General features: G+C 71.6%; 13 protein-coding genes and 1 pseudogene. 10 read left to right on the forward strand and 4 right to left on the reverse strand.

The window, feature by feature from the left end; all coding sequences use genetic code 11:
- A pseudogene (locus ACWCRD_RS34560) lies at positions 1–293 on the forward strand (hypothetical protein); the annotation flags it as partial.
- A 90-nt stretch (positions 294–383) separates the two neighbouring features.
- Here ACWCRD_RS34560 and ACWCRD_RS34565 read toward each other — a convergent pair.
- A complete protein-coding gene (locus ACWCRD_RS34565) occupies positions 384–2,351 on the reverse strand; it encodes an RICIN domain-containing protein (protein ID WP_450969676.1) in 1,968 nt (655 codons plus the stop codon).
- Between the two features lie 186 nt (positions 2,352–2,537).
- On the opposite strand from ACWCRD_RS34565, the gene ACWCRD_RS34570 reads away from it, so the two are divergent.
- From ACWCRD_RS34570 to hypE, 9 genes are all read left to right on the forward strand, one after another.
- Positions 2,538–3,767, forward strand: coding sequence for a glycosyltransferase (locus ACWCRD_RS34570; RefSeq protein ID WP_450969823.1), 1,230 nt, complete (start codon positions 2,538–2,540; stop codon positions 3,765–3,767).
- A 46-nt stretch (positions 3,768–3,813) separates the two neighbouring features.
- Entirely contained in the window at positions 3,814–4,182 is a 369-nt protein-coding gene (locus ACWCRD_RS34575; protein WP_450969677.1) for a low affinity iron permease family protein, read from the forward strand.
- A gap of 66 nt (positions 4,183–4,248) precedes the next feature.
- Positions 4,249–5,967 (forward strand): enoyl-CoA hydratase-related protein, encoded by a 1,719-nt coding sequence (locus ACWCRD_RS34580; RefSeq protein WP_450969678.1) that lies wholly within the window; start codon positions 4,249–4,251, stop codon positions 5,965–5,967.
- A complete protein-coding gene (locus tag ACWCRD_RS34585) occupies positions 5,964–6,560 on the forward strand; it encodes a hydrogenase maturation protease (RefSeq protein WP_450969679.1) in 597 nt (198 codons plus the stop codon). The genes ACWCRD_RS34580 and ACWCRD_RS34585 overlap by 4 nt, the downstream gene beginning before the upstream one ends.
- A gap of 46 nt (positions 6,561–6,606) precedes the next feature.
- Positions 6,607–7,356 (forward strand): hydrogenase nickel incorporation protein HypB, encoded by a 750-nt coding sequence (gene hypB, locus ACWCRD_RS34590; protein ID WP_450969680.1) that lies wholly within the window; start codon positions 6,607–6,609, stop codon positions 7,354–7,356.
- A complete protein-coding gene (gene hypF, locus ACWCRD_RS34595; protein ID WP_450969681.1) occupies positions 7,353–9,692 on the forward strand; it encodes a carbamoyltransferase HypF in 2,340 nt (779 codons plus the stop codon). The genes hypB and hypF overlap by 4 nt, the downstream gene beginning before the upstream one ends.
- Before the next feature lie 3 nt (positions 9,693–9,695).
- Entirely contained in the window at positions 9,696–10,013 is a 318-nt protein-coding gene (locus ACWCRD_RS34600) for a HypC/HybG/HupF family hydrogenase formation chaperone (protein ID WP_450969682.1), read from the forward strand.
- On the forward strand, positions 10,010–11,143 hold the full coding sequence (gene hypD / locus ACWCRD_RS34605) for a hydrogenase formation protein HypD (protein WP_450969683.1): 1,134 nt from the start codon (positions 10,010–10,012) through the stop codon (positions 11,141–11,143). The genes ACWCRD_RS34600 and hypD overlap by 4 nt, the downstream gene beginning before the upstream one ends.
- Complete coding sequence (gene hypE / locus ACWCRD_RS34610; protein ID WP_450969684.1) at positions 11,136–12,203, forward strand: hydrogenase expression/formation protein HypE; 1,068 nt, start codon at positions 11,136–11,138, stop codon at positions 12,201–12,203. The genes hypD and hypE overlap by 8 nt, the downstream gene beginning before the upstream one ends.
- Positions 12,204–12,258: 55 nt before the next feature.
- Here the strand turns inward: hypE and hypA are convergent, their stop codons facing one another.
- Genes hypA through ACWCRD_RS34625 form a run of 3 tightly spaced genes read right to left on the reverse strand, consistent with a single transcriptional unit; the run spans position 12,259 to position 13,016 of the window.
- Positions 12,259–12,597 carry a hydrogenase maturation nickel metallochaperone HypA gene (hypA, locus tag ACWCRD_RS34615; RefSeq protein ID WP_450969685.1) on the reverse strand — a complete coding sequence of 113 codons (339 nt, stop codon included), beginning with the start codon at positions 12,595–12,597 and terminating at the stop codon, positions 12,259–12,261.
- 7 nt (positions 12,598–12,604) lie between these two features.
- Positions 12,605–12,790 carry a hypothetical protein gene (locus ACWCRD_RS34620; RefSeq protein WP_450969686.1) on the reverse strand — a complete coding sequence of 62 codons (186 nt, stop codon included), beginning with the start codon at positions 12,788–12,790 and terminating at the stop codon, positions 12,605–12,607.
- A gap of 19 nt (positions 12,791–12,809) precedes the next feature.
- Positions 12,810–13,016, reverse strand: a complete 207-nt coding sequence (locus tag ACWCRD_RS34625; protein ID WP_450969687.1) for a hypothetical protein — start codon at positions 13,014–13,016, stop codon at positions 12,810–12,812.
- Between the last annotated feature and the right edge of the window lie 17 nt (positions 13,017–13,033).

The following is a 13,033-nucleotide window of genomic DNA, read 5'->3' on the forward strand; positions in this document are numbered from 1 at the left end:
CCGGCGAATACTTACTGGGTGGCGCCACTTCTTCCTCGTTTCCTTGTTCAGGACAACCCTATTGGGTGCCTGTCCGGAAACTTCGTGGCCCCTCACTGGAGGACGACGAGGCGCGGGCAGCGATGCTGAGTCGCGGGATACCCGAGTTCCATATCGATGCCCTGATCGGGGTTGCTCGCGCTTACCGCGACGGCGGTGCCGAGACGGTCACTTCGACCGTGGCCGATCTCACCGGCCGAGGAGCCCTTGGCTTTGCCGATTTCGTGCGTCGCAACCGCAGCTTCTTCCAGTGAAAACCGGCTCCGTCCTGACCAAGGGCACCCTGGCACAACAGCGTCCCAGGCCCGCCCAGGGGATCCCCTGGGCGGGCCGAGCCGGAGCCGTCAGTTCAGCGTCCACTTCTGGTTGTCGCCCGTGCCGCAGGACCACAGCACCGTGGAGGTGCCGTTGGCCGTGCCGTTGTTGTAGGCGTCGAGGCAGAGGCCGGCGTTGACGTTGGTGATGGTGCCGTCGCCGTTGACGTTCCACTTCTGGTTGTTCTGGCCGTTGCAGTCCCAGATGACGACCTTGGTGCCGTTGGTGGTGCCCTGGTTGTAGGCGTCCAGACATTTGTTGCCGTACACCACGAGTTCCTTGCGGGAGGTGTACGTCCAGGCCTGGTTCTGGCCGCCGTTGCAGTCCCACAGCTCGCCCTGGGTGCCGTTGGTGATCGTGTTGTTGTAGATGTCCAGGCAGCGTCCGGACTGCTTGCCGACGACCTGGGATCCGCCCGCCCCCGGCAGGGTTCTGACGGTGATCGAGTCGAGAGTCGGGGCGCCGGAGAAGGTGAGCGAGTTGGCGGAGCCCTTGGACAGACCGACCTGGACCGAGATCGTGCCCGGGCCGGCGCCCGTCGGCGGGAAGGAGACCGCGGTCGCTCCCTGGCCGTTGACCTTGAGGGTGCCGGTGCGGGCCGTAGAGGAGTTGTTGGTGTACGACACGTCGACGACCTTGATGCCGGTGTTCCCGGCGGCCACGCCCGAGAAGCCGGAGGTACCGGTGTACGTGCTGCCGGCCGCCTCCGTCCCGCCGGTGACCGTCAGCATCACCGAGCCGCCCGCCGGAACACTGGTGGTGTAACTGGTGCCGTAACTACCGACATCGGCGCGCGCCCACAGGTCACGCACGGTCGCGGACGCGTTCGTCAGACCGAGGTCCGACCAGCGGACGGTGATGTTCTGGGCGGAGGAGGTGCGGTTGAGCAGGACGACGGCACGGTTTCCGGCGCCGGCGAGGACCTTGCCGTACACCTGGAGCCCGGTCGTGTCCTCGGCGACCTTCACGCCCTGGAGGCCGCGCGGGTCCTGGTCCACGCCGATGACCTCTGGGTTCTTGAGGATGCCGGCGGTCTCCGACGTCATCGTGGCGAGGTTGTTGCCGGCCAGGAGCGGTGCGCCGGAGATGGCCCACAGGTTCATATGGGTACGGTTCTGGGCGGCGGTGAAGCCGTCCATGCCGACCATCAGCATGTCCGGATCGTTGTAGTAGCCGGTGTGCTGGGCGGTGGGGTGCAGGGTCTGGTCGAAGTTGGACAGCAGGTTCGTCATCGACGGCGAGTTGCCGTAGTAGATGATGTCCGTGCTGGTGCGCCACATCGGGGCCTGCCCCGGCGCCCAGTTCCAGGGGTTCTGCTTGCCCCAGTTGCAGATGGAGAGGGTGAGCGGGCGGCCGGTGGTGGCCGTCGCCTTGGCGACCGCGTCGCTGATCGACTGGTACGCCGTCGCCGCGTCGAGCCCCTCGACGTCTCCGCCGCACCAGTCGACCTTGACGAAGTCGAAGCCCCACTTGGAGAACTGGAGCATGTCCTGGTCGTAGTGGCCCTCGCTGCCGGTGTTCGGGGCGGCGGGGCGGCCGGTCGGGTAGTAGTAGCCGCAGCCGTTCTTGCCGGCGTCGGTGTAGATGCCGGCCTTGAGGCCCTTGCTGTGGATGTAGTCGGCGATGGCGCTCATCCCGCCGGGCCACTCACTGGTGTCGACGGTGATGTTGCCGGCGCTGTCGCGGGTGCCCTGCCACCAGCCCTCGTCGATGTTGATGTACTTGTAGCCGGCCGCCGGCAGGCCCGCCGCGACGAAGGCGTCGACCTGCTGCTTGATGACGTTGTAGTCGATCTTGGCGGCGAAGCTGTTCCAGGAGGCCCAGCCCATGGGGGCGGTGGGCACGGATATCTGACGGGTCGTCGCCGCCTGGGCGGGTCCGGGCGCCACGAACAGGAGCGCGGCGGCCGCGGTGACGGCGAGGGCGAGGAGGCGTACGGCGGCGGCTCGGCAGCGGGCTGCGAGACCTCTGCGGGTCGAGCGCGGAGGGGGGTACATGCGGCTCCGTTTCATTCGACATATCGAACGCGGATCGGTGTTCCGAACACATTGCGCGCCGAAAGTAGAGCCACCGCGAGCGTCAAGTCAACGGAAGTGACAAGCGTGAAGTCGCCTGTCTCGACGGGGCGTTCTCGCTGAAAGGGGTACGGCGGCGCCATACTGGCCCTCGTGCGCATCGCGATCATGACGGCGGGATCCCGGGGCGACGTCGCCCCGTACACCGGACTGGGACACGGGCTCTCCCGTGCCGGGCACGAGGTCACCCTGGTGACGCATGCCCGCTTCGAGCCGCTCGTGGCCGGCTCGAGGGTGCGTTTCCATCCGCTCCCCGTCGACCCACGGGCGGAACTGGAGTCCTCGCGGGGGCGCGGGCTGCATCGCAGTGCGACCGGTGTGGGCAAGCTGGTGCGGGTGGTCGCGATGGCGCGGGCACTGGTCGGCAGGATGACGGACGATCTGGTGGCGGCCGCCCGGTCGAGCGACATGCTGCTGCTGTCCGGTTCGGTGGGGCCGCTGGGGCACACCATCGCGGAGGGGCTGTCGCTGCCCTACCTGGACGTGCCCCTCCAACCCCTGGCTCCCACACGGGAGTTCGGGCCGCCGATGCTGGGTGTCCGCTCCCTGGGAGCGGTGGGCAACCGGATCGCCGGGCATGGGGTGGGCCTGGCCGTGGAGCAGGTCTTCGCCGGGGCGCTGCCCGCGGTACGGGAGCGGCTGGGGCTGCCCCGGGTGAGTGCCGCCGCGGCCCGGCGGGCGCGGGAGCGGCAGGGGCGGCCGGTGCTGCACGGATTCAGCCCGCTGGTGGTGCCGCGCCCGGACGACTGGCGGCCGGGCCTGTCGGTGACCGGATACTGGTGGCCGTACGACGCAGAGCCTCAACTCCCGGGTCCAGTACGAGACTTCCTCGACGCTGGGCCGGCACCCGTGTTCGTGGGCCTGGGCAGCGCGACCGTGCCCGATCCCGAGCGGCTCAGCGCATGCATCGTGCGCGCCCTGCGCCGGGCCGGGCTGCGCGGAGTGATCCAGCGCGGCTGGTCCGGCCTGGAGGCCTCCGGGGACGACATGCTGAGCGTCGACGAGGTCCCGCACTCCGTCCTCTTCCCCCGCATGGCCGCCGTGGTCCACCACGCGGGGGCGGGCACGACGGCGGCGGGTCTGCGCGCCGGGGTGCCGGCCGTGCCGGTGCCGATCCAGTTCGACGAGGGCTTCTGGTCCGCCCGCCTGGTCGCCCTGGGCGTCGCCCCCCGCACGCTGCCCCTGCGCCGCCTCACCACCGGCACACTGGCCACAGCACTGATGCGGGCCACCACAGACCCCGCCTTCGCACGGCGCGCCGAGACACTCGGGGCACGCATCCGCGGGGAGGACGGGGTGGCTCCGGTGCTGGCGGCAGTGGACCGGTGGGGTGGCTAGGAGGCCATGAGCGCCCTCCGCACGGACGGCGGGGTAAGTCTCGCTCATGACCTTCAAGAGTCCCGTTCAGCGCGGTGGCCCGCGGCGCGGCCGGTTCGATCAATTCGCCGAATACGCCTCCAATTTCACCAGCTCCCCGCTCTTCTTCCTGGTCTGTCTGACCCTCATCGCCTTCTTCGTGGCCTCCCACCTGGCGCATCTGAGAATCGAACTGCTCCTGCTGGCGAGCGGGTCCATGACCGCGGTGACCCTGCTGCTCCTGGCGCTGCTGAAGAATGCCGAGATGCGTGCCGAGCACGCGGTCCAGCGCAAGCTCGACGCGATCGCCGCCGCCCTGCTCGAAGGACACCACGGCGACCACAGCGAGGCGTTCGAGGACCTCAGGAATTCGATCCGGATGGAGGAAGAGACCTGACGCCGGACCACGAAACGCCGCCGGGGTCCTTCTCGCCCCTCCTCATACCGACGATCATTCCGCGTCATGGACATCTTGCTCGTCGCCAGCGCGTTCAACAGCCTGTGCCAGCGTGTGTACGCGGAACTGTCCGACGAAGGGCACCGGGTGGACGTCGTGCTCGCCTCGCACGGCGCCGAGGCGATCCGGACCGCCGTTCACGAAACCCGCCCGGAACTGATCATCGCCCCGATGCTGAGGACGGCGCTGCCGGAGGACATCTGGCAGGGGCACACCTGCCTCATCGTGCACCCGGGGCCGCCCGGCGACCGCGGCCCGTCCTCCCTGGACTGGGCGATCGCCGAGGGGGCCTTGCGCTGGGGGGTGACGGTGCTGCAGGCCGAAGCGGCCATGGACGCGGGCGCCGTATGGGCGGCCGAGTCCTTCCCGGTGCCGCCGGTCGGCAAGAGCAACCTGTACCGGGGCGAGGCCTCGGACGCCGCCTCGGCCGCCGTCCGGCTGGCGGTGCGGCGCTTCGCCGACGGATCGTTCAAGCCGCAGCCGCAGAGCGATCCCGCGATCCGGGTGGTCTGGCGCGACTTCTTCCGCCGGGAGCAGCGGAGGATCGACTGGGAGACCGACACGACGGAGACGGTCCTGCGCAAGCTCCGCGGGGCCGACTCCCAGCCGGGGGTCCTGGACGAACTCTGCGGCCAGGAGGTGTTCCTGCACGGCGGGCATCCCGAGGACCGGCTGCACGGACGCCCCGGAGAACTGCTCGCGACACGCGCCGGGGCGGTCTGCCGGGCCACCCGGGACGGGGCGGTGTGGATTCCCGAGCTGCGGCCCCGCAAGGCCTCCGGCGACCCGGCGCCGTTCCGCCGCCCGGCGGCCTCCGTGCTCGCCTCCTTCACGGCCCCGTCGCTGCCGGAGGTCGCGGCACCGCTGGAGTTGCCCTCCGGCCGGATCACCTGGAGCGACATCCGCTACCGGCAGCACGGCGACGTCGGATTCCTGAGCTTCTCCTTCCCCGGCGGGGCGATGAGCACCGGCCACTGCCGCAGGCTGCTGGCCGCCTACCGGTACGCGCTCACTCGTCCCACCTCGCTGCTGGTGCTGGGCGCAGCCCGCGACTTCTTCTCCAACGGCATCCACCTCAACGTCATCGAGGCGGCCGCCGACCCCGCGGGCGAGTCCTGGTCCAATCTCAACGCCATGGACGACCTGGTCGAGGCGGTGCTGCGCACCACCGACCGGATGGTGGTGGCGGCGCTCGGCGGCAACGCCGCGGCCGGCGGCGTCATGCTCGCCCTGGCCGCCGACCAGGTGTGGTGCCGCACGGGCACCGTCCTCAACCCGCACTACCGGCGGATGGGCCTGTACGGGTCGGAGTTCTGGACGTACACCCTGCCGCGCCGCGTCGGGACGGAGACGGCCCAGCGGCTGACGACCGAGGCCTTGCCGGTGAGCGCCGCGAGCGCGGCACGGATCGGCCTGGTGGACCGTCTGGTGCAGGCGCCGCCGCATGAGTTCACCGCCGAGATCGAACGGTTGGCGATCGAACTCGCCGGCGACCCGGACCTTCCGCAGCGGATCGCCACGAAGGCCGCGAAACGCCAGGCGGACGAGGCACGGCAGCCGCTCGCGGAGTACCGGCGGGACGAACTCGCCCGTATGCGTGCCATCTTCTCCGATCCGCAGGCCCCGTACCACGCCCTGCGCTCCGCCTTCGTCCGCAAGCTGCCGAACGGCGAGGCCCGGCCCCTGGCCCCGGCCGGTGACCCGGTCACCGGGGATGCCCGGTGACGCGGTCCGGCTCGCGCCTGCTGGTGGCGGGCGTCGGCAACATCTTCCTCGCGGACGACGCCTTCGGCCCCGAGGTGATCCAGGCCCTGGACCGACGGCCGCTGCCTCCCGAGGTCCGGGTGCGGGACTTCGGCATCCGCGGCCTGGATCTCGCGTACGAACTGCTGGACGGCTACGACGTGGCCGTCCTGGTCGACGCGGCAGCGCGGGGGCACCGACCGGGCACTTTGTCGCTGATCGAGCCGGAACTGCCCGACGGCACCACGGGCGCCGCCCCTCCCGAGGCCCATGGCATGGATCCGGCCAAGGTGCTGGCCCTGGCCGCCCACCTGGGCGACGAGCCACTGCCGCGGGTCCTCGTCCTCGCCTGCGAGCCCGAGGTACGGCCACGCGGCGACGAGGACATCACCCCGGGCATCAGCGCACCGGTGCGCGAGGCGGTCGACCGGGCCGTCGCAGCCCTGCACACCCTGGTCCCGGCACTGCTCGCCGACCCCACGGCGACACCTTCGTTGAGCCGCCCGGACGAATCCACGGGCCTGTCCGCGGCCGAGGTCCCGCTCCCGGTGGCCGGCGGCGTTGAGGATCGGTGAGGCACCGACACCCATCTCCCTCGAACGACCGCGAGGAGCAGCGCCCATGTGCGAGTCCATGGACGACGTCACCCAGGCCGTCCTGGCCAAGAACGACGGCCTGGCCGCGAGCCTGCGCGAGGAACTGGCCCGACGCGGGGCCGCCGTGGTCAACCTGCTGTCCAGCCCGGGCAGCGGCAAGACGGAACTGCTCGGGCAGGTGCTGGCCCTGGCGGTCAAGCGGCACATCCCGGTGGCCGCCCTCACCGCCGACCTGGCGACCGAGAACGACGCCCACCGGCTGGCCCGTTCCGGAGCGCCGGTCAAACAGCTGCTGACCGACGGGCTGTGCCATCTGGAGGCGCGACAGCTCAGCGGCCATGTGCAGAGCTGGCTGCCCGAGGACACCGCGGCGTTGTTCGTGGAGAACGTCGGCAATCTCGTCTGCCCGGCGGCCTACGACCTCGGTGAGAGCCTGCGGATCGTCCTCATGGCGGTCACCGAGGGCGAGGACAAGCCGCTGAAGTACCCCACGGCCTTCGGCTCCGCCCAGCTGGTCGTGCTCACCAAGACCGATCTGGCCGAGCCCGCCGGTTTCGACGAGGCCGCTTTCGTCGCCCATGTGCAGCGGGTCAACCCCGGGGTGGAGGTCGTACGGACCTGCGCCCGTGACGGCGCCGGTGTGGCCACCGTGCTGGAGCGGGTGCTCGCCGCGCGGGACGGGGCCCCCGTGCACCGGCCTCCCCTCGCGCCGCACCCCCACGGCCACCAGCACGCGCACCAGGCCCCGGGTCTCGCGGCCGGCCGCGTCTCGTGACCGCCCCGGCCGCGCAGGCCGTACGCCGCCGCGTGGTGGTGCGCGGCACGGTGCAGGGCGTGGGTTTCCGCCCCTTCGTGCACCGCCTGGCCACCGATCTCGCGCTGGCCGGGTTCGTGAGCAACACGGCGAGCGGCGTGGTCATCGAGGTGGAGGGCCCGCCCGACGGTGTCGCCCGCTTCTGCGGCCTTCTGGCCACGGAGCCGCCACCGCTGGCCGCCGTCACCGGCGTCGGCGTCGAGGACCTGCCCGCCACGGGCGCGGACGACGCCTTCACCATCCGTGCCACCGAACGGTCCGCGGGCCGTACGCTGCTCCCGCCGGACACGGCGACCTGCGCGGACTGTCTGCGGGAGCTGGCCGATCCAGCCGACCGCCGTCACCGGCATCCGTTCGTCACGTGCACCCACTGCGGCCCCCGCTTCACCATCGCGACGGGGATGCCGTACGACCGGGCGGTCACCACGATGGCCGGCTTTCCGATGTGTCCCGTATGCGCTCGGGAGTACGGCGATCCCGCCGACCGGCGCTTTCACGCGCAGCCCGTCGCCTGCCCGGAGTGCGGTCCCCGGCTGCGACTGGTGCCGGCGGCCGGCAGCGGTGTCCGTCCTGCGCGGGACGGCGACGCCCTGGTGGCGGCCCGGTCTTTGCTGGCAGCGGGACGCGTCCTCGCCGTCAAGGGCCTCGGCGGCTATCACCTGGCCTGCGACGCGACCGACGGACGGGCCGTCGACACACTGCGCGCCCGGAAGGAGCGCGGTGGCAAGCCGTTCGCGGTGATGTGCCCGGATCTCGACACCGTGCAGCGGATCGCCCGGGTCTCGGCGGCCGAGCGCGCGGCGCTCACCAGCCCCCGCCGTCCCATCGTCCTGCTGCGCCCGCGGACGCCGGCCCCACACCTCGGCCTCGCTCCCGGTGTCTGTCCGGGCAGCCCGCAGCTCGGCGTGATGCTGCCCTACACCCCGGTGCACGTCCTGCTGTCGGGGCTGCCCGGTGATCCGCCGGGCCCTCGGGTGCTGGTCATGACCAGCGGCAACCGGTCGGGAGAACCGATCGTCACGGACGACGAGGAGGCGCTGACCCGGCTGGACGGGCTGGCCGACGCCTGGCTCACCCACGACCGGGTCATCGCCTCACCGTGCGACGACTCCCTGCTGCGGGTCCGCCCCGACGGCAGCGAGCAGGTACTGCGCCGGTCCCGCGGATATGTCCCCCGCCCGCTGCGTCTGCCGGTCGCTGTGCGGCCCGCGCTCGCGGTGGGCGGCGACCTCAAGAACGCACTGTGCATCGGCGAGGGCGACGAGGCCTGGTTCGGCCCGCACATCGGTGACATGGGCGATCTGACCACGCTGGAGGCCGCCGAGCGTGCGGAGGGGCACATCCGGCGGCTGAGCGGTGTCACCCCCGAACTCGTCGCAGCCGACCGGCACCCCGGCTACCACTCGGCCCGCTGGGCCCGCCGACGCGCCGCTCAACTTACCGGGCACACACCGGTGTTCGTGCAGCACCACCACGCGCACATCGCCTCGACGATGGCCGAGCACGGCCTCGACGGCACCACCCCCGTGATCGGCGTCGCCTTCGACGGAACGGGCTACGGCGACGACGGCACCGTCTGGGGCGGCGAGTTCCTGCTCGCGGACTACACGGGCCACCGGCGCTTCGCCCACCTCTCCCCCGCCCCGTTGCCCGGCGGTGACGCCGGGGTGGCCAACCCATGCCGTCTGGCGCTGGCCCGGCTGTGGGCCGCAGGTGTGCGGTGGGACGCGGACCTGCCCTGTGTGGCCGCCTGCTCGCCCCACGAACTGTCCATCCTGGAACGGCAGTTGACGCGCGGGGTGGCCTGCGTGGCGACCTCCAGCATGGGCCGGCTCTTCGACGCGGTGTCCTCCCTGCTGGGGGTGTGCCACCGCGCGGGATACGAGGCCCAGGCCGCCCTGGAGCTGGAGGCCGCGGCCGCTTCGGCCCGGGACGCCGACACCTCGGCGTACACCTTCGGTATCGGCTCCGGCCTGTGCGATCCAGCACCGGTGCTTCGCGCGCTGGTCGCGGATCTGCGGCGCCGCACCCCGGTCCCCGTGCTCGCCGCGCGCTTCCACCGGGGCGTCGCGCGGGCCGTCCTGGAGATCTCCCGGCAAGCGCGCCGGGACACCGGCCTGGCCACGGTCGCCCTCAGCGGCGGGGTCTTCGCCAACGCGCTGCTGGAGGAGGAGTGCACACGGCTGCTGGCCGAGGACGGCTTCGCGGTGCTGCGGCACGGCGAAGTCCCCCCGAACGACGGCGGATTGGCCCTTGGACAACTCGTGGTCGCGGCGCACGAACGACAAGAGGAGTGACCCATGTGTTTGGCAGTGCCCGGCAAGGTCGTGGCCATCGACGACAGTGCGGACCCGCTCACCGGGCTGATCGACTTCGGCGGTGTGCAGAAACAGGCGTGTCTGGAGTACGTGTCGGACGTGCGGGTGGGTGAGTACGTCATCGTGCACGTCGGGTTCGCTCTCCAGCGCCTGGACGAGGAATCGGCGCTGGCCTCCCTGCAGCTCTTCGAGGAACTGGGGCTGCTGGAGGAGGAGTTCGGCGACGCCTGGGAGCAGGCCTCGCGGGACGCGGGAGTCGCCGCCGTGACCGAGGAATCCCGAGAGAGCGAGGCCCGGTGAAATACATCGACGAGTTCAACGACCCCGATCTGGCCCGGCGCCTGCTGGACGAGATCCACGCCACCGCCACCCGGCCGTGGGCCCTGATGGAGGTGTGCGGCGGGCAGACGCACTCCATCATCCGGCACGGAATCGACCAACTGCTCCCCGAGCAGGTGGAGTTGATCCACGGACCGGGCTGCCCCGTGTGTGTCACCCCGCTGGAGGTCATCGACAAGGCGTTGGAGATCGCCGCGCGTCCCGGGGTGATCTTCTGTTCCTTCGGGGACATGCTCCGGGTTCCGGGCACGGACCGGGATCTGTTCCGGGTCAAGGGCGAGGGCGGCGACGTACGCGTGGTGTACTCACCGCTCGACGCCCTGGAGCTGGCCCGCCGCAACCCGGACCGGGAGGTGGTCTTCTTCGCCATCGGCTTCGAGACCACGGCCCCCGCCAACGCGATGGCCGTCCACCAGGCACGCCGTCTCGGGCTGACCAACTTCAGCCTCCTGGTGTCGCATGTGCGGGTGCCCCCGGCGATCGAGGCCATCATGACGGCCCCTGCCTGCCGGGTGCAGGGCTTCCTGGCCGCCGGGCACGTGTGCAGCGTGATGGGCACGGCGGAGTACCCCGAGCTGGCCGAGCGGTTCCGGGTGCCGCTCGTGGTGACCGGTTTCGAGCCGCTGGACATCCTGGAGGGCATCCGCCGGGCGGTGCGCCAACTGGAGCGCGGAGAGCACCGGGTGGAGAACGCCTACCCGCGTGCCGTGCGCGAGGACGGCAACCCGGCCGCCGTACGCATGATCGAGGAGGTCTTCGAGGTCACCGACCGCAACTGGCGGGGCATCGGGCCCATCCCCCTCAGTGGTTGGCGGCTGACCGAGGCGTTCCGCGCGTTCGACGCCGAGCACCGCTTCGACGTCACCGGGATCCGCACCGAGGAGCCCGCCGAGTGCCGCGCCGGGGAGGTGCTGCAGGGGCTGATCAAGCCGACCGAGTGCGCCGCGTTCGGCACCACCTGCACCCCGCGTACCCCACTCGGCGCCACCATGGTCTCCAGCGAGGGCGCCTGCGCGGCCTACTACCTCTACCGCCGGATGAACACCGCGACGCCTCAGGCCGCGCGGGAGGAGATGAACCCCGTTGCCTGAACTCTTCGAAACCGTCGACCCCGCGGGCTGGACCTGTCCCGCGCCTCTTCGCGACCAGCCCGTGGTCGTCATGGGACACGGCGGAGGCGGCGCCCTGTCCGCGGAGCTGATGGAGCAGGTCTTCGCCCCCGCCTACGGCAACGCCACCCTGGCCGCGCTCGCCGACTCCGCCGTCCTCGAACTGGGCGGCGCGCGGCTGGCGTTCTCCACCGACTCCTATGTGGTCAGGCCGCTGTTCTTCCCCGGCGGCTGCCTGGGCGACCTCGCGGTCAACGGCACGGTCAACGACCTCGCGATGAGCGGTGCCAGGCCCGCCTACCTGTCCGCCGCCTTCGTGCTGGAAGAGGGCGTGGAACTGACCGTGGTCGAGCGGATCGCGCGGGCAATGGGCGCAGCGGCCGAGGCGGCGGGGGCCGTCGTGGCCACGGGTGACACCAAGGTGGTGGAGTCCGGGCACGGCGACGGCGTGTACGTCACCACCGCCGGCGTGGGACTCGTCCCCGACGGGGTGGACATCCGGCCCCAGCGTGCGCGGCCCGGTGACGCCGTCATCGTCAGCGGTCCGATCGGCCTGCACGGAGTGGCGATCATGAGCGTCCGGGAGGGACTGGAGTTCGGTGTCGAGCTCGCCAGCGACACCGCGCCGCTCGCGGATCTGGTGGCGGCCATGCTGGCGGTCACGCCCGACCTCCACGTTCTGCGCGATCCGACCCGCGGCGGTCTGGCCGCGTCCCTCAACGAGATCGCCCGCGCCTCCGGGACAGGTGTCCGCCTGCAAGAACGGGCCATCCCGGTGCCGGACGCCGTCGCCAACGCCTGTGGCTTCCTGGGCCTCGACCCGCTCTACGTCGCCAACGAGGGCCGGCTCGTCGCCTTCGTGCCGCCGACCGCGGCGGAGGAGGTCCTCGCGGCGATGCGCGCCCACCCGCAGGGCGCCGGGGCCACGCTGATCGGCGAGTGTGTGGCCGAACACCCCGGCATGGTCGTGGTCTCCACCGGCCTCGGCGGCACCCGGGTGGTGGACCTGCCGCTCGGCGAGCAGCTCCCGCGGATCTGCTGAGCCCGGCACACGAGGCCCCGCCGCAGCTCGATGCTGCGGCGGGGCCTCGTACGTGTCACTCGATCCCGGTGATCTCCAGTTCCCGGCCGCTGCGCAGGTCGGTGGAGGGCCGGTCGCACTGCGGGCACCAGAAGAACGGGGGCATGCCCACCGGGAACTCCTGCGCGCACGCGCCGCAGTAGGCGTGCGCGGGGACCGGCTCCACCACGAGCCGGGCCGCGGCGAGAGCGGTGCCGTCGCGGGCCACCTCGAACGCGAAACTCAGTGCGTCGGGTACGACCCCGGCCAGCTCGCCGACCCGGACGGTCACCGCCGAGACGGCTTCCGTTCCGTCCGCCCGGGCGAGCTCGTCGGCCCGGTCGATGATCGCGGTCGCGATCGACAACTCGTGCACGGTCGGCTCATGGATAGCGGTGGCCTGCGCGCAAGCCACCCGCCATTCGGTAGATACGCCACTCGCGCCTCAGGCTCGGCAGCTCCCGGACGAACAGCGCCAGGGCCACGGCACCCGCCAGGGCGGCTTCCGCCATCAGCAGCTGCCGTCCCGTCGTTGCGCTCTGCGCGCCGTCTGCTCGTTGGACCTTCATTCCGGCTCCCTGTCGTTCCTCATCCCGGTGGGATGTTCGGCATGACGTCGAGGAGGGCGTCGTGCCGCTTCCAATGGATCCCGGTGGAGCGGCGCGCGTCTGCGGTGCCGTCCTTGTGGTGTCCGGTCTGGTGGCCGTAGGGCCCTGTGTTGCCCTGGTGCATGCCGGGCACATGCCCGGTGGAGTCGGGCTTGGCCTGGGGTCGGCCGACTCTGATGTTGCCCATGGGGTGTTCTCCTTCCT

The organism is Streptomyces sp. NPDC002092 (assembly GCF_053593775.1).

What these genes read in the sequence shown, in the direction of transcription:
- ACWCRD_RS34570 (WP_450969823.1), top strand. Translation starts at nt 2,538, where the DNA reads ATGACGGCGGGATCCCGGGGCGACGTCGCCCCGTACACCGGACTGGGA.
- ACWCRD_RS34600 (WP_450969682.1), top strand. Translation starts at nt 9,696, where the DNA reads ATGTGTTTGGCAGTGCCCGGCAAGGTCGTGGCCATCGACGACAGTGCG.
- hypB (WP_450969680.1), top strand. Translation starts at nt 6,607, where the DNA reads ATGTGCGAGTCCATGGACGACGTCACCCAGGCCGTCCTGGCCAAGAAC.
- ACWCRD_RS34620 (WP_450969686.1), bottom strand. Translation starts at nt 12,790, where the DNA reads ATGAAGGTCCAACGAGCAGACGGCGCGCAGAGCGCAACGACGGGACGG.
- ACWCRD_RS34580 (WP_450969678.1), top strand. Translation starts at nt 4,249, where the DNA reads ATGGACATCTTGCTCGTCGCCAGCGCGTTCAACAGCCTGTGCCAGCGT.
- ACWCRD_RS34575 (WP_450969677.1), top strand. Translation starts at nt 3,814, where the DNA reads ATGACCTTCAAGAGTCCCGTTCAGCGCGGTGGCCCGCGGCGCGGCCGG.
- ACWCRD_RS34565 (WP_450969676.1), bottom strand. Translation starts at nt 2,351, where the DNA reads ATGTACCCCCCTCCGCGCTCGACCCGCAGAGGTCTCGCAGCCCGCTGC.
- ACWCRD_RS34625 (WP_450969687.1), bottom strand. Translation starts at nt 13,016, where the DNA reads ATGGGCAACATCAGAGTCGGCCGACCCCAGGCCAAGCCCGACTCCACC.